The organism is Mesorhizobium sp. M1409 (assembly GCF_040317535.1).
Lineage (GTDB): Bacteria > Pseudomonadota > Alphaproteobacteria > Rhizobiales > Rhizobiaceae > Mesorhizobium.
The window spans coordinates 25,163-40,705 of sequence record NZ_JAMYKV010000003.1 but is presented as its reverse complement, the minus strand read 5'-3'; the positions used below and the strand labels follow the sequence as shown (position 1 = coordinate 40,705).

General features: G+C 63.4%; 16 protein-coding genes and 1 pseudogene. 6 read left to right on the top strand and 11 right to left on the bottom strand.

The genetic code is table 11. From position 1 onward, the window contains the following. The first annotated feature begins 25 nt into the window (after window positions 1-25). Window positions 26-1,074 (top strand): annotated as a pseudogene (locus tag NKG99_RS03160) (DUF1176 domain-containing protein). A 58-nt stretch (window positions 1,075-1,132) separates the two neighbouring features. Here the strand turns inward: NKG99_RS03160 and NKG99_RS03155 are convergent. From NKG99_RS03155 to NKG99_RS03115, 9 genes are all read right to left on the bottom strand, one after another. Beyond that, a complete protein-coding gene (locus tag NKG99_RS03155; protein ID WP_352864043.1) occupies window positions 1,133-1,999 on the bottom strand; it encodes an alpha/beta fold hydrolase in 867 nt (288 codons plus the stop codon). Further along, window positions 1,923-2,321 (bottom strand): epoxide hydrolase N-terminal domain-containing protein, encoded by a 399-nt coding sequence (locus tag NKG99_RS03150; protein ID WP_352864041.1) that lies wholly within the window; start codon window positions 2,319-2,321, stop codon window positions 1,923-1,925. The genes NKG99_RS03155 and NKG99_RS03150 overlap by 77 nt, the downstream gene beginning before the upstream one ends. A gap of 71 nt (window positions 2,322-2,392) precedes the next feature. Further along, window positions 2,393-3,247, bottom strand: coding sequence for an alpha/beta hydrolase (locus tag NKG99_RS03145; protein WP_502910905.1), 855 nt, complete (start codon window positions 3,245-3,247; stop codon window positions 2,393-2,395). 254 nt (window positions 3,248-3,501) lie between these two features. Then, on the bottom strand, window positions 3,502-5,112 hold the full coding sequence (locus NKG99_RS03140; protein WP_352864039.1) for an NTP transferase domain-containing protein: 1,611 nt from the start codon (window positions 5,110-5,112) through the stop codon (window positions 3,502-3,504). Further along, window positions 5,109-5,813: an XdhC family protein gene (locus tag NKG99_RS03135; protein ID WP_352864037.1), complete on the bottom strand. Its 705-nt coding sequence runs from the start codon at window positions 5,811-5,813 to the stop codon at window positions 5,109-5,111. Before NKG99_RS03135 ends, NKG99_RS03140 begins: the two co-directional genes overlap by 4 nt. A 6-nt stretch (window positions 5,814-5,819) precedes the next feature. Further along, window positions 5,820-6,158, bottom strand: coding sequence for an XdhC family protein (locus NKG99_RS03130; RefSeq protein WP_352864035.1), 339 nt, complete (start codon window positions 6,156-6,158; stop codon window positions 5,820-5,822). A 50-nt stretch (window positions 6,159-6,208) separates the two neighbouring features. Next, entirely contained in the window at window positions 6,209-7,453 is a 1,245-nt protein-coding gene (locus NKG99_RS03125; RefSeq protein WP_352864034.1) for a vWA domain-containing protein, read from the bottom strand. A 3-nt stretch (window positions 7,454-7,456) separates the two neighbouring features. After that, window positions 7,457-8,386, bottom strand: a complete 930-nt coding sequence (locus NKG99_RS03120; RefSeq protein WP_013532114.1) for an AAA family ATPase — start codon at window positions 8,384-8,386, stop codon at window positions 7,457-7,459. Beyond that, entirely contained in the window at window positions 8,383-8,910 is a 528-nt protein-coding gene (locus NKG99_RS03115) for a flavin reductase (protein ID WP_352864032.1), read from the bottom strand. The genes NKG99_RS03120 and NKG99_RS03115 overlap by 4 nt, the downstream gene beginning before the upstream one ends. A 181-nt stretch (window positions 8,911-9,091) precedes the next feature. Between NKG99_RS03115 and NKG99_RS03110 the strand changes: the two genes are divergently transcribed. Both NKG99_RS03110 and NKG99_RS03105 read left to right on the top strand, forming a co-directional pair. Further along, entirely contained in the window at window positions 9,092-10,165 is a 1,074-nt protein-coding gene (locus NKG99_RS03110; RefSeq protein ID WP_352864031.1) for a branched-chain amino acid ABC transporter substrate-binding protein, read from the top strand. Further along, entirely contained in the window at window positions 10,165-11,190 is a 1,026-nt protein-coding gene (locus NKG99_RS03105; protein ID WP_352864029.1) for a P1 family peptidase, read from the top strand. The genes NKG99_RS03110 and NKG99_RS03105 overlap by 1 nt, the downstream gene beginning before the upstream one ends. Window positions 11,191-11,204: 14 nt before the next feature. On the opposite strand, the gene NKG99_RS03100 is transcribed toward NKG99_RS03105, so the two are convergent. Then, window positions 11,205-11,459, bottom strand: coding sequence for a DUF2171 domain-containing protein (locus NKG99_RS03100; protein WP_352864027.1), 255 nt, complete (start codon window positions 11,457-11,459; stop codon window positions 11,205-11,207). Window positions 11,460-11,593: 134 nt separating this feature from the next. Between NKG99_RS03100 and NKG99_RS03095 the strand changes: the two genes are divergently transcribed. The 3 genes from NKG99_RS03095 (at window position 11,594) to purB (ending at window position 14,207) form a co-directional block, all read left to right on the top strand. Next, complete coding sequence (locus NKG99_RS03095; RefSeq protein ID WP_352864025.1) at window positions 11,594-12,319, top strand: DUF2259 domain-containing protein; 726 nt, start codon at window positions 11,594-11,596, stop codon at window positions 12,317-12,319. Window positions 12,320-12,426: 107 nt separating this feature from the next. Further along, complete coding sequence (locus tag NKG99_RS03090; RefSeq protein ID WP_352864023.1) at window positions 12,427-12,840, top strand: hypothetical protein; 414 nt, start codon at window positions 12,427-12,429, stop codon at window positions 12,838-12,840. A gap of 59 nt (window positions 12,841-12,899) precedes the next feature. Beyond that, window positions 12,900-14,207: an adenylosuccinate lyase gene (purB, locus tag NKG99_RS03085; protein ID WP_352864021.1), complete on the top strand. Its 1,308-nt coding sequence runs from the start codon at window positions 12,900-12,902 to the stop codon at window positions 14,205-14,207. Between the two features lie 73 nt (window positions 14,208-14,280). On the opposite strand, the gene NKG99_RS03080 is transcribed toward purB, so the two are convergent. Continuing rightward, on the bottom strand, window positions 14,281-15,219 hold the full coding sequence (locus NKG99_RS03080) for an IS110 family RNA-guided transposase (RefSeq protein ID WP_352864019.1): 939 nt from the start codon (window positions 15,217-15,219) through the stop codon (window positions 14,281-14,283). Between the last annotated feature and the right edge of the window lie 324 nt (window positions 15,220-15,543).

Below are 15,543 nucleotides of genomic sequence, written 5' to 3'. Positions count from 1 at the left end.
ACTCTCCTATCGAGCGGAGATTCAGATGAGACGCGCCCTTTTCGCAGCGACTGCCTTTCTCTCCCTTGCCCCGATCGGCCAGACGGCATTGGCCGCCGAAGATGCGCCCGAAGCGCCCTATATCGACGACAGGTCGAGCGCCGAGGCGGTCGTCCGCTCGCTCTACAGCGCCATCAACCGGCATGAATTCGCCCGCGCCTGGGGGTATTTCGGTGATACGAAGCCGGCAAAGGATTTCGACAGTTTCGTCAAGGGTTATGACGGCACCGACAAGGTCGAGGTGGAGACCGGGGCCGTTTCGGACGAAGGTGCAGCGGGCAGCATTTTCTACAACGTCCCCGTCGCCATCCGCGCCACCGACAAGACCGGCGGCGAGAAGGTCTTTGCCGGCTGCTATACGCTGCGCCAGGTGAATGCGCAGATCCAGGCGGCGCCACCCTTCGATCCGATCCACATCGAAAAAGGCGCGCTGAAACCCTCCACCGCTGATTTCGAGGAGGCGCTGCCGCCAAGCTGCGGCGACGGGCCGCCACCGCCGAAGAAGGACACGGCACTGGAGCAGGCCAAGAGAGCCTTTCTGGCGACCTATGGCGACCAGTGCGACAAGCAGTTCCTGGCCAATGAGCCGGAGGGCTTTTCGATCAAATACAAGGACAAGAATGCGCAGCCCGGCGATCCTGACAAGGAAACGCGGCTGTTTCATTTTTCGTGTTCGGCCGCCGCCTACAATGAAAGCTCGGTCTACTACATGACGGATGAGGTGGACGGCGTGCGGCAATTGCAGTTCGCCGAACCGGAGACCGATATCCGCTACGAGAACAACGACAGTGACGGCAAGCTGTTGAGCGTGACGGTGATCGGCTTCCACACCACGGGATGGGCCACCAATTCCGACTATGGGACGCCCATACGATCACCACGTTCAACAAATGGCGCGGCATCGGCGATGCCTCCGACTCCGGCACATATCTGTTCCGCAACGGTGATTTTTCGCTGGTCCAGTACGACGTCGATGCGTCCTATGACGGCGAGGAAAATCCGCAGACGGTTGTCGACTACAACACCGCGCCGTAGGGAAGACTCAAATCAAGAACGCCGCGTTCGACCCGTCCTTCGCTTTCACCTTCTCGATTCAGGCCGCGAACGCATCGGCCGAAAGAAGGCGCGAATGTCCTGGACCAGAAGATTCGGCTCCTCCAGTGCAGCGAAATGGCCGCCTCGCGGCATCGGCGTCCATCGCTGCACGTCGAAGACCCCTCGCCACCCAGGAGCGCGGCGGCATTGGCAACTCGCGGGGGAAAAGCGCTACCCCAAGCGGCGGCGAAACGCGTTCCGGAGCCTTGAACGCAAGAGGGGAGAGCCGATTCTCCTTGTAGAGCCGCAAGGACGAGGTGAGCGCATTGGTGAACCAGTAGAGAGAAACGTCCGTAAGGAGCGCGTCCATGCCAAAGGCGCGTTCCACGTCACCGTCGCAATCGCTCCAGGAACGGAACTTCTCGATCATCCAGGCCGCGAGACCGACCGGCGAGTCAGTCAGCGCATAAGCGAGCGTCTGAGGCTTCGTGCCCTGCAGATGGGCATAGGCACCCTCCGTTGCCGTCCAGGCCGCAGCCTTGTCCAGAAAGGCCTGTTCCTCAACGGTGACAGGTGGCTGAGCTGCACCCAAGGGCGGCCGATAGCTCCCGGGAATGTAATTGACGTGGACGCCAAGCACGTTTTCAGGACGGAGCCGTGCCATCCAGGCGGAGACGCCCGCGCCGATGTCGCCGCCCTGGCAAGCGAAGCGGTCATAGCCGAGCCCGCACATCAACTGCACCCATAGCTCCGCGATGCGGCCGGAGTGGAAGCCTGGTTCCGTCGGCGCCTGCGAGAAGCCGTATCCGGGCAAGGAGGGAACCACGACGTGGAAAGCGTCGGCTGGGTCACCACCATGGGCAGATGGGTCCGTCAGCAATGGAATGATGTGTTCCCATTTCGATGAAGGAACCGGGCCAGCCATGCGTGATGATCAGCGGCAGCGGCGCCGGTCCGGTGCCTGGCTGGTGGACAAAATGGACATCCAGGTTGTTCACCCTAGCCAGATATTGCGGCAGCCGGTTCAGCCGCGCCTCTTGCGCTCTCCAGTCGAAGCGATCTCGCCAGTAGTCCGCAAGGCGCTCCATGAGCGGCAGGTCGGCCCCATCGTTCCAGCCTGTTTCGATTAGCGGAACTGGCCATCGCGTTGCGTGAAGACGGTCTTGGAGATCCTCAAGTCGTTCGTTCGGAATCTGGATATTGAAGGGGCGAGCGTCCATCGTCGTGCTTCCGAGCTGTTGGATCATCAGCCTACACCAGCAAGAGGATATCGGCCGGGCCATGATCGCCAAACCCACTGCACTTTGGCCGATATGCATCAGGGCGCCTTGGACAGCATCCAGTTGAGCGTGCCGCGCCAATCGATCATGCGGATCGGGGTGCCATGGGTGCCGGTCTCGAAACGGACGAAACGCGTCGGATAGGGATAGGCTTTCGATTTGGCGATGATCGAGCGGAAGAACGCTTCCTGCTTTCCCACGGGGAAAACCACGTCATGGCTGCCTTGCCCGAAGAAGATCGGGACATGGCGCCGGAAGGCGGGGCTTGCCAGGAAACTCTCGTCCCATAGCGAGCCGAGCAGCAGCAGCCCGTTGATGCGCCGGCCGGTATCGTTGCGGGCGGCAAGCTTCCAGCACAGGGCGCCGCCCATCGAGCCACAGGCGACGAAGATCTTCGCGCCCGGCGATTGCTCGGCATAGTGATTGATCAGGGCCGCGACCTGCGCCGCGCCGGTGTCGCCGAAATCGGAAAAGTCCGGGCTGAGATAGAGGCCACCATTGCCGGCCATCAGGTTCTTGAGCCGGTTGAAATTACCGCCGAAAGTGAAGTCGTCGACGCCCTGCTTGCGGCTGCCGCCCTGCCCGTGCAGGTAAAGCACGATGATGCCGGCGCCCTCGGTCTTGCCGACGGCAATATGCCTGACATCGCCGGCATCGGTCTTCAAGAGCAGATCCTGCTGCACCTTGCGAACGCCGGTGTCGGTGTATTGGGCGTGCACCCGGCGCTCCGGGACCTGGTCACGCTGGTTGATGTCGCGCATCTCGCGATAGTCGATGACGGTGTAGGCGCCATCGGTGTCGGACGACAGCGTGGCCGGATAGGCGAAGAGATCGTCCTTGAAGGGCTTTAGTTCGAGAGCGGTGGCGTAACCGGCAGAAAACAAGAAAAATATCGAAATCAGAAAGGCATGGAGCGTGACCGCCCCCCTCTGACCTGCCGGCCATCTCCCCCTCAAGGGGGGAGATTGGATGCGCCTTCGGCTTTCGCCAATCTCCAAAGTTGCAAGATGGACGCCGCCATCGAAGCTGCCGATCTCCCCCCTTGAGGGGGAGATGGCCGGCAGGCCAGAGGGGGGTAAAAGCGCAAACGCAGAGGGAAGGAAGCGAGTAGCCATGCCCAAGGCATGCGTAATTCGGCTTGGGTTTGTCAATCCTGCAGCACGCCGCCGGCGCCTTCCAGCGCCTCGCGTGTGTCGACATCGACAGACGCCGCCGCACCGATCTCGACATCGATGACATCGAGCCCTTCGGTCTCGACCAGATGGCGTGCGCCGGTATCGCCTTCGAGATGGGCGATCGCCGGGAACAGCGAACGCGGCAAAAGCACCGGGTTGCCGCGTTTGCCATTATGTGAGGCGCGGACCACCGAATTGCCGCCGGCCTTGCGGAAGGCATCGATCAACCTGTCGAGGTCATCGGACGCGATACCCGGCATGTCGCCGAGAACGATCATTACACCGGCGGAGTCTTCCGGCAGATAGGCAATGCCGGTTTTCAGCGAGGTGGACAGGCCTTCGCTAAAATCGGGATTGTCGGCGAAGGTCACGTCGAGGCCCGCCAGCGCCGCGCGCACCCGCTCGCGCTGGTGGCCGGTGACGACAATCGTGCTAGACGCCTTCGAGCCGAACGCCCGCTCGGCGGTGCGGCGCACCAGCGGCTTGCCATCGAACAGCGCCAGCAGCTTGTTCGGTCCACCCATGCGGCTCGACCGGCCAGCCGCCAGCAGCACGATGCCGACCTTAAGCTGGCTTTTGGCCGGCAGCGGTTCGCGCGGCTGCGGCCGCGTCGGGATTTCCATCAGCAGCCCGCCGACCCCCATGCCGGCGATATCCTTGGCGGTCACATCAAGGCCAGCGATCAACCGATCCAGCACCCAGTCGAAGCCGTTCTCCTTGGGGCTGCGGGCGCAGCCGGGCGCGCCGATGACGCGCTTGCCATCGAGTGTGCCGAGCACCAGCAGATTGCCGGGATCGACCGGCATGCCCGCGCGGATGACAGTACCGCCCGCCCTCTCGATGGCGGCTGGAACGACATCGGCGAAATCGCTCATTGCCGAGGCGCCGAAGATCACCACCATGTCGTTGTCGCGCGCCAGCGACGCCGCGGCTTCCGCCACCGGTGCGATTTCATGCGGCGTGCGGCGCTCCGCCGTCAGCCTGCCGCCGGTGCGCGCCAGCCGGGCTTCGGTGACGCGCAGCGTCTTGTCCAGCACTCCAGGCTTGATGCCCGGCAGAACCGTCTGGATGACGCCGACACGCATCGCCTGGTAGGCATTGACGGCAAAGATCTCGCCGCCGGCACAGATTTTTGTCGCGGCTTCGACCAGCGCCGAACTGACCGCGAACGGAATAATCTTCACGGTCGCGACCATCTGGCCTTTCTCGACCGGCGCATGCTGCGCCAGCGTGGCGATGGTGATGGCCGGATCGATGGCATTGATAGCGTCGATGACAGCAGCATCGACCGTGAAAATGCCCGATGCGTTGGCATGGAGATTGACCCGCCCGGTCGCGGCCGACCTGGCCCCGATGCCGCGAAAGGTCATGCTGTCAGCGATCGCCAGCGCGGCGGCATCCTCGCCGAGGTCGTCGGCAGCCAGCACGGCCGCAACGACCTCGGAAATACCGGCGACCCGCAGCAGCGCCACGTCTTCGGCGCTTAGTCTGTGCGCCTTGCGGAAGCGCCGCTCGCCAGCGGTGGTGGCATGCGCGAGCACCGCGCCTTCAGCCGCCTCGATCGGGATCGATCCGAACTTCACGCCGCCGCGCCTTTGGCTTCCACACCGCGCGAGCGGAAGGCGCGGATCGCTTGCGCCAGCACCGCAACCGCGATCTCGGCCGGGCTGGCAGCACCTATGTCGAGTCCGATCGGAGCGTGGATGCGGCCGATCTGGTCGGCGGTTGCGCCCAGCGCCAGCAGGCGCTCGACACGCTTGGCATGCGTCTTCCTGCTGCCGAGCGCTCCGACATAGAAGCAGTTGGCGTCGAGTGCGGCCTTCAGGGCGAAATCATCGATCTTCGGATCATGGGTGACGGCGGCAACTGCGGTGTAGCTGTCGAGCGGCTGGCGCTTCAGCACATCCTCCGGCCATTCGGCATGGAGCGCCACGTCGGGAAAGCGGTCCGGGGTGGCGAAAGCGGTGCGGGGATCGATGATCTCCACGGGGTAGCCGGCGATTTTCGCCATCGGCGCCAGCGCCTGGCTGATATGGACAGCGCCAATGACGACCAGACGCGGCTGTGGCAGGTGCGCATTGAGAAAGAAGGTTCGCCCCTCGGCTTCGACCGAACCGGAATTGCCAGTGCGGAACGTCCTGGCGATCGCGGCGCCGAGATCGCCGGCGAGCTGATCGCCCTCGCGCACGATGCGGTCGCGGCCATCACCAAGGTCGGTGACAAGGATCGCCGCGCGGCGTGCACGGCGTTCGGCGTTCAAAGTTCTTAAGGCATAGGGATCCATCCGAGATCAGCCCAGTCTTTCCACATAGACCTTGATGCGGCCGCCACAGGACAGGCCGACCTGCCAGGCGGTTTCGTCGGCAACACCGAACTCCAGCATCCGGGCCTTGCCGCTGTCGATGACGTCGATGGCCTCGGTCACCACCGCGCCTTCGACGCATCCGCCCGAAACGGAGCCCTGGAAATTGCCGTCCGCATCGATGACCAGATGGCTGCCTACGGGGCGAGGCGCTGATCCCCACGTCTCGACCACTGTCGCGATGGCCACGTCCTTGCCGTCCTTCATCCAGCCCTCCGCGATGATCAAGGGGTCGCGGGCCTCATCTAGATAAATGCTGTCGCTCATCGTTGCTTCTCTCAGGGTCTGTTTTTCCTAAAGAACTGGCAAACATATGGCTATGCGGCGTGCCTCGCGCCAGCTTCCAGCCATCGGCGCGGATCAACGGATTGTGCCGACTTCTTGTCCAGCGACGCGCAGAGATCGGCCAGCGCGTCGAGATTGTGCACCGAGCGAAACTCGTCGACATGCGGCAGCATCGCCTTGACGCCGCGGGCGCGCGCCTGGAAACCGTCGAAGCGCAGCAGCGGGTTCAGCCAGATCAGCCGCCGGCAGGATTTGTGCAGGCGCTCCATTTCCTCCGACAGTCCGGCGACATCGTCGCGCTCCAGTCCGTCGGTGATCAGAAGCACGACCGCGCCCTGCCCCAGCACGCGCCGCGACCATATCAGGTTGAACTCGGCCAGCGTGTCGCCGATGCGGGTGCCTCCCGACCAGTCCCTGACCGCCGTCGAACAATCGGCAAGGGCGGCATCGGGGTCGCGATGACGCATCTGCCGGGTCAGGTTGGTGAGCCGGGTGCCGAAAACGAACGTGTGCACACGCCGGCGTTTTTCCGTCAGCGCATGCAGGAAATGCAGGAAAATGCGCGTGTACTGGCTCATCGAGCCGGAAATGTCGGCCAGCACAACCAGCGGCGGATGAACCTCGCGAGCTGAGCGGAATTTCGGCAGGATCAGTTCACCGCCGGTGCGCGCCGCTGAGCGCATCATGGCGCGCGGATCGACGCGACGGCCATGCGCATCGGCCTTGAAACGCCGCGTCCGCACCATGTCGAAAGGCAGCCGCAACTGGGCGATCGCCTTCTTGGCGTCAGCCATCTCGGCCGCATTCATCTGGGCAAAGTCCTTGCCGCGCAGCACCTCATTGCCGGAAAAAGTGAAGCGGGCGTCGACCTCGATCTCGGGAATTTCCTGGGCCGGCTGGTTCTTCTGATGGCCTTCGAACATCGCCTGGCTGACACGGTTCTCGGCGGCGCGCGGCTTCTGCTTCTCCCTGACATCAGGCGCCACCGGCGAAAACATCGCCAGCATCTTTTCAATCAGCTCGCGCGATTTCCAGAACAGCCGGAAGGCTTCGTCGAAAGTGGCGTGGTCCTCGTGCCGCGACACCAGCACGGCGTGCAGGGTCCAGTAGAAATCATCCCGCGAGCCGATGCCGGCGACCAGCACCGCCTCGATGGCGTCCTTGACCGAAGCCGGCCCGACCCTCATGCCGGACTTGCGCAGAATGCGGGCGAAATAGACGATGTTGTCGGCGATCCGCCCGTCGGCCTTCGCTTCTTTCGGCTCCTGGTTCGGCATCGCCTACTCCGCTGCCGAAAGCTCGGCCTTCACCTCGTTGAGGATGCGCCGGCCTTCGCCCTGTTCGATACGGGCAATGTCGTCCTGATATTTCAGCAGCACGCCGATCGTGTCGGAGACGGTTTCAGGATCGAGCGCCACCTTGTCGAGCTCGGTCAGCGCGCCGGCCCAGTCGATGGTCTCGGCGACACCCGGCACCTTGAACAGCTCGATCTGGCGCAGCTTCTGGATGAAGGAGACCACTTCGGCCGAAAGCCGTTGATTGGCCTGCGGCACCTTGCGGCGCACGATTTCCAGTTCGCGCTCGGCATTGGGATAGTCGACCCAATGATAGAGGCAGCGCCGTTTCAGCGCGTCGTGGATTTCGCGGGTACGGTTGGTGGTGATGATGACGATCGGCGGCTCTTCCGCCTTGATGGTGCCGAGTTCAGGCACCGTGACCTGGAAGTCGGACAGGATTTCGAGCAGGAAAGCTTCGAACGCCTCGTCGGTGCGATCGAGCTCGTCGATCAGGAAAACCGGAGCAGCCCCCGCCTTGCCGGTCAGCGCATCGAGCACCGGGCGGCGGATCAGGTATTTTTCGGAGAAGACGTTGCGCTCCATGGCGGAGCGCTCGACCTTGCCGGCCGCCTCCTCCATGCGGATCTCGATCATCTGCGCGGCATAGTTCCACTCATAGACGGCAGACGAGACGTCGAGGCCTTCATAGCACTGCAGGCGGATCAGCCGGCGGCCGAGCGCCTGCGCCAGCACCTTGGCGATCTCGGTCTTGCCGACGCCGGCCTCGCCCTCGAGGAACAGCGGCCGCTTCATGCGCAACGACAGGAACAGCACGGTCGCCAGCGACCGGTCCGCCACATAGTCCGCGCCGGTCAGGAGATCGAGCGTCTCGTCGATCGTCCGCGGCGCGGCGCGCGGTTTCAGCTCGGTCATTCTTTCTCCGTGAACGCCGGCGCTCCGCTTTCCAGAACGTGGTAGCCGCGAGCGTGGTAGATCAGCGGCCGCAAATTATCGCCCATCCGCAGGCCTGTCACCTTGCCAAAAAGCACACGATGGGTGGCGAGGTCCTTGGTGTCGATCAGTTCGCAGTCGAACACGGCGAGCGCGCCCTTCAGCGTCGGCGCGCCGGTCGAGATCAGGTCCCATTCGCCGAGCGCGAAACGCTCCTCGACCGGCAGGCCGGTCATGCCGGAAAACCCGACCGACAGCGGCTCCTGATGCGAAGCCAGGGTGTTCAAGGCAAATCTGCCGTTTTTTACGAACGGCTCATTCTTGGGATTTTCACGGTTGAGGCAGACCAGAATGATTGGGGGCGTGTCCGAGACGGAACAGGCCGCGATCACCGTCGCGCCGCGCTTGCCGGCCGGCCCATCGGTGGTGACAACATGGACATGGCCGGCAAAATGGCTCATCGCGTCGCGGTAGGCCTGCGGCCCAATGTCGTTCTTCTTCAGCACCGTATATTTTCCATGGTCAGGATCCCACCGACATATATGGCCATACATAGCCCGCCACAAGCGAAGTGCTTGAGCCATATCCCGAAATTCGCGTGTTGCACCAAGGTCGGGCAGCCTTTAGGTCTTGGCGGTAAGTAGGTGCCAGCAGCATAAGACCGGCACAGAGGACCTCATCGCTCGAATGCGACCCAGGACTAGAACAATAGCGGCACTATCCTGGCTGTTTCTGGCCAGTGGTGCGAATGCCCAGACGCTGTTGGTTGGCGTCTCAGCGCCCCTGTCTGGACCATCGGCCATTCTCGGCAAGCAGATCGAGGCCGGTACCGGTCAGGCGGCCGAAGCGAACGGCATGGAACTCAAGATCGTGGATGACGCCTGTACCGCCGACGGCGGCGCTGCCGCGGCCAGGGAATTCGTCGCGGCCAAGGTCAATGTCGTGGTCGGATTCCTGTGCACCGAGGCGATCGAGGCGGCGATGCCGATCCTGAAGGATGCCAACGTTCCAGTCATTACCGTTGGCGTGCGAACTGAAAGCCTGACCGACCGCCGCGCCAAGACCGGCTGGCCGGTCTATCGCCTCGGGCCACGCGGCGACGATGAGCGCAACGCCGTCGCCTCCACCCTCACCCGTCTGTGGCAAAACGAGTTGTTCGCCGTCATCGACGACGGCACCATCTATGGCCGCGAAATCGCCGAGACGTTGCGGGCGGCCGCCGAGCAGGCAGCGCTGAAACCGGTATTCGTCGACACGTTCCGGCCACAGCTCGACAACCAGATCGGCATGATCGGCCGGCTGAAGAAAGCCGGCGCCACTCATGTGTTCGCCGGCGGCGACGGTGACGACATCGCCATCATGGGCCGCGATGCCGCACGGCTCCAGGCGGGCATCGTCTTTGCCGGCGGGGAGAACCTCCGCACACCGCTCGGCGATGTGCCCTATGCCGTGGGCACATTGATGATCGCACCGCCGGAATGGGCCGAAGTCGCCGACCCCAAAGTATTGTCGGCCTTTGCCACGCAGAAGGTCGTGCCTGACGGTTATACGCTGCCCGCCTACGCGGCGGTCGAGATCGCCAAGGCGGCGTCAGGCTTTTCCGAAGCCTCGGGCAAGCCGCTGACCGAGGCCCTGACCGGACAGGATTTCACCACTGCGATCGGGCCGATCCGCTTCGACGCGAAAGGCGACCTCAGCCAGGGCCCCTACCGCGTCTTCCGCTTCGACGGCACGCGCTTTGCGCCTTTGGAAAGCAACTGATGTTTCGCACCGGCCCGCGCAACCTGATCACCGACGTCGCCGGACTGCGCGTCGGCAACGCGTCCGACGCCAGGCTGAAGTCCGGCGTCACGACCGTGCTTTGCGATGGACCGACGGTGGCCGGCGTTCAGATCCTGGGAGGTGCGCCGGGCACCCGCGAGACCGACCTGCTCGAACCGCACAATTCGGTCGATGTGGTGCACGCCGTGGTGCTTTCGGGCGGTTCGGCTTTCGGCCTCGACGCGGCATCGGGCGTGCAGGCGGCGCTGCGTGAACGCGGCATCGGCCTTGAGGTCGGTGGCTTTCGCGTGCCGATCGTGCCGTCGGCGATCCTGTTCGACCTGCGCAACGGCGGCGACAAGGATTGGGGCCTTTATCCACCCTACCGCGAACTTGGCTATGAAGCAGCGCAAAAGGCCGCTGCCGATTTCGAGCTCGGCACCATCGGCGCCGGCACGGGTGCGCTGACTTCGGGGTTGAAGGGCGGCCTCGGCTCGGCTTCGACGCTACTGGACAGTGGCATAACCATCGGTGCGCTGGCCGGCGTCAATCCGACCGGCTCGGTGACCATAACCCGAACCCGCCATTTCTGGGCGGCGCCGTTCGAAATCGGCGACGAGTTCGGCGGGCTCGGCTATCCCTCGCCGATGCCGGACGACGCGAAGCGGATCCTGCTGAAATACCGCGACAAGCATAAGGGCAGACAAATGGAGGCCGGCGGCAACACCACCATCGCCGTCATCGCCACGGACGCGGTTCTCACCAAGGCTGCCGCAAAGCGCCTGGCAATCTCGGCGCATGACGGCTTCGTGCGCGCCATCTGGCCGACGCACACGCCGGCCGATGGCGACCTGGTATTCGCGCTGGCAACAGGGACGAGCGGCATCGAACTCACCGCCGACGCGGCAATCGACCTCTATGCCGCGGCCGGCGCCACGATGGCGCGCGCCATCAGCCGCGGCGTGTTTGCCGCGACGCCGGCCGAAAACGATCTGTTTCCGGTCTGGTCATCGCGTTTGGGATAGACAGAGGCCCTCGATCATACCCGATCGGACTTTTCTTCCTCGAAGGTCACCGCGACATCGGAATTCGCGGACAGCCACACCTTGTTGCCGTCGACCTCCGCAATCAGGCTCACGGGAACATAATGGTGATGGCCCCTGTGAGTACCCTCGCCGCTATCGGCCTTGGTCAGCTTGATGCGCTGGCCGTCGACCTTGTCGACGGTGCCGATATGCACGCCATCGGCGCCGACGACTTCCATATGCTCACGAATTTTGCTGGTGTCGGTCATGGTGGTTCTCCATTGGGACTGCCGACGATAACAAATGACGGGCCGATTGGATGCATCGGCTTTCGCACTGCACGACGTTTTGATTTCGTCGTGGTAGGGGATTGAGACGATCGCGGCTGAGGGTGAAGAAACCGATGCGAATGCTCTTTCTGTTTGCCGTTTGCTTGCTTGCACAGTTTGCGACATCGATCGCTGCCCGTGCCGGCGATGTCGCCGAACTTGAAATCCTGGGGTTCACCAAGGACGGCAGCGTCTTCGCTTTCGAGGAATATGGCGTGCAGGACGGATCGGGCTTTCCCTATGCCAACCGCTATTATATCGACACCAGCACCGACAGCTTTCTCAAGGGCACCCCGATCCGGGTCCGGCTCGAAGACGAGAACGCCCAGCTGGATGTGGCGCGCCTTCAGGCCCGGCAAAAGGGCGAAGCCATTGTCGGTCAGGCCGAGCTGAGCGCCAACCGCGGCATAACAGCGGGTTTCAACCCGGTGACCGAGCTTTCGGCCGATCCGCACCGGATGGCTGTCAACCCGCGCCCGATCTTCTCAGCCGTCGACCAACCACTCGAGTTCCGCCTGGACGAGATGGGCATGAACAACACCGAAGGCTGCGAAAGCCAGGGCGAAATCAACGGCTTTCGCTTGCTGCGTATCGAAGCGCAGGATGGCGGCGCCACCAAGCTGCTGCATGAGGACAAGGCGATACCGAAAAGCCGGGGTTGCCCGAACGGCTATCGCATCGGCGCCGTGCAAACCTTTTCAATGGACAGTCTGAGCGCCTACGCGGTGCTGATCGCGGTGCGCCAATACGGCTTCGAGGGACCGGACTTTCGCTGGATCGCGGTGACCGGCCGCCTGTGACATCCCCTGTTCAACCCGCTAGGCGCGACCGCGCCCTGAGCCGCCTTCGCCGCGCGATACCGGAACTTCGCACCGCGCTTATCGGCGCCTTGTTATGGGCGGTGACGATGGGGGCCAGCGCGCTCGTCACCCTGTTCTTGGACAACTGGGAGACCCCGGCGAAAATCCGCATTGTCACCTTGCTTTTCGCTGTGGGAGCTGGGCTGGCCTTTCCGATTGGCCTGTTTGCCGCGAAGCTGGTCTCGCAGGGCAGGCGCTGGGAAGTCGCCTTCGCGGCGGCGTTCGTGTGCCTCACCGCCGCGACGGTCGGCCTGACCGCTGGGCTGTTTGCGCTGCAGTACCGCTCCTACTATGCGGAGTGGCATGCACCTGCCTTTACCTACACCTGGGCCCTCCAGTTCGTCTTCACGACGTTGATTGCGCTCTACCAGTTCGTCGTGCTGGGCATCCGGCTCTACTTTCCGCTTGGTTTCGTGGCCCTGTTTGCCGCGAGCGTCTGGTTTGCGCGCCAGCGGCGTTGAGCATTTTGCTCGCCTCTGTTAGGACGCGGGCAAACCTCTCGATACGTCAGGACTGACCGATGATCCCTCGCTATTCCCGGCCGGAAATGGTCGCCATCTGGTCGCCCGAGACCCGGTTCCGCATCTGGTTCGAGATCGAGGCCTATGCGTGCGACGCGCTGGCGGAACTCGGCGTCATCCCCAGGGAAGCCGCAAAAACCATCTGGGAAAAGGGCAGTGCTGCGAAATTCGATGTTGAGGCGATCGACGAGATCGAGCGCGTCACCAAGCATGACGTCATTGCCTTCCTCACCCATCTTGCCGAATTCGTCGGGCCGGACGCCCGCTTCATCCACCAGGGCATGACCTCGTCTGACGTGCTCGACACCTGCTTTGCCGTGCAGCTTACCCGCGCCAGCGACATCCTGCTCGCCGACATCGATGGCCTGCTCGCGGCCCTCAAGCGCCGCGCGTTCGAGCACAAGGACACCGTCACCATCGGCCGCAGCCACGGCATCCATGCCGAGCCGACCACCTTCGGCGTCAAGCTGGCGCAGGCCTATGCCGAGTTCTCGCGCTGCCGCGAGCGGCTGGTGCATGCGCGCGAAGACATCGCCACCTGCGCGATATCGGGCGCGGTCGGCACCTTCGCCAACATCGACCCCTATGTCGAGGAACATGTGGCGGCAAAGCTTGGCCTGAAGCCCGAGCCGGTCTCTACGCAAGTGATCCCGCGCGACCGTCACGCCATGTTCTTCGCCACGCTCGGCGTCATCGCCTCGTCGATCGAACGGCTGTCGATCGAGATCCGGCAGCTGCAGCGCACCGAAGTGCTGGAAGCGGAGGAGTATTTTTCGCCGGGCCAGAAAGGCTCTTCGGCAATGCCGCACAAGCGCAACCCGGTGCTGACCGAAAACCTCACCGGCCTTGCCCGGATGGTCCGCTCCATGGCACTGCCGGCGATGGAGAATGTGGCGCTCTGGCACGAGCGCGACATCTCGCACTCCTCGGTCGAGCGCATGATCGGGCCGGACGCCACGGTGACGCTCGATTTCGCGCTGTCACGATTGACCGGCGTCATCGACAAGCTGCTTGTCTATCCCGACAACATGCTGAAGAACATGAACAAGTTCCGCGGTCTCGTGCATTCGCAGCGCGTCATGCTGGCGCTGACGCAGGCCGGCCTGTCGCGCGAAGACTCTTACCGGCTGGTGCAGCGCAACGCCATGAAGGTATGGGAGCAAGGCGCTGATTTCCTTGAAGAATTGCTCGCCGACAAGGAAGTGACCGCAGCGCTACCGGAAGCTGAAATCCGCGAGAAATTCGACCTAGGCTATCACACCAAGCACGTCGACACGATCTTCAAGCGGGTGTTCGGCGAAGCCTGAGACGAGCTTTCCTTCTCCCCGTCACTATACGGGGAGAAGGTGCCGGCAGGCGGATGAGCGACTATCTGGGGTGTCAAGCTGCATTTGCGAAATCGATGCGCGCGTCGCGTGCTTTTGCATTGAGAATGACGAGCAGCTTGCGGGCGAGCGCGATGCGGATGACCATTTTCTCCTTTCCTGCGTCCTGCAACCGTTGATGGAAGGCAGCAAGGTGAGGATCGTATCTGGCGACGGTGCGGGCAACGAGGAAGAGGATGGAGCGCGGGCCTTCGCGACCGCCGCGCACCGACCGGCGGCCACTGCGCTTGCCACTATCATTGGCGATCGGCGCGAGGCCCGCGAGCTTGGCGATGGCCTTGTTGGAGAGGATGCCGATCTCGGGCAGCTCGGCCATGAGGCGGGCCACGGTGCGCGAGGCGACGCCCTTGAGCGAGCGGAAGGCCTGGTCGAGGCATGCCCACAAGGGATCGTCGTCGATCAGCGAGGCGATCTCGCCTTCGAGCCGGCGGCTCTGGCGCTTGAGCAGAGCAATAACCTCGTCGAGGCTGATGATGGTCTCGGCATCGCGAGCCGCGCTGCGGCGCTGCTTCTGGATGGTGAGGTCGCCGGTGACCTGGGAAAGCCGGGCGACCAGCGCCTTGAGCCGTTGTTGGGCCACGCTCGGCGGCGGCGTTGGCTGCAACCGCTTGACCTGCCCATAACGGGCGATGACGGCGGCGTCGATCCGGTCGGTCTTCTCCAGGAAGCCCATTGCCTCGGCGAAGTAGCGAACGCTCCTTGCATTGGCCATGCCGCAGGGCTGACCCATCTCCCACAACAGCAGGAAGGCCAGGCGCTCGTAGCCGCCGCTGGCTTCCATGACGACGAGATCGACGCCATTGGCCTGACACCAGGCGGCCAGATCGGCGATGCCCGCCGCATCGTTGGCGAAACGGTTTGCCGTTCCGATCGGCTCGATATGGGCGTCGAGCCAGTCTTTCGAAATATCTATTCCACAGAGGGTCTTGTTCACGGTAACCTGCCTTGTGCGTGCGATTGGAGCCAAGCGACTATTCGGTCGTGCGTGACGAAGGCGAAGATCCCAGGCTCATCCACGGTTGTAGCCCCAGGGGTAACGGGCGACTTCGCCAAGCCTCGGGCCGGATGGCCATCCAGCCCGAGGCTCAGTCGCTTCCATCGCACAAAATCATCCCTGTGCAGATACAAGGGGCAGCGCTGACTTTAGCGACGATCGCGCCCATTCAGGCTTTGACAATTTCACGACCTTGGCGCTGCCCCTCATTGCCCTGCCGGGCATTTCTCCCCGTATAGTGACGGGGAGAAAGACGCGCTCGAT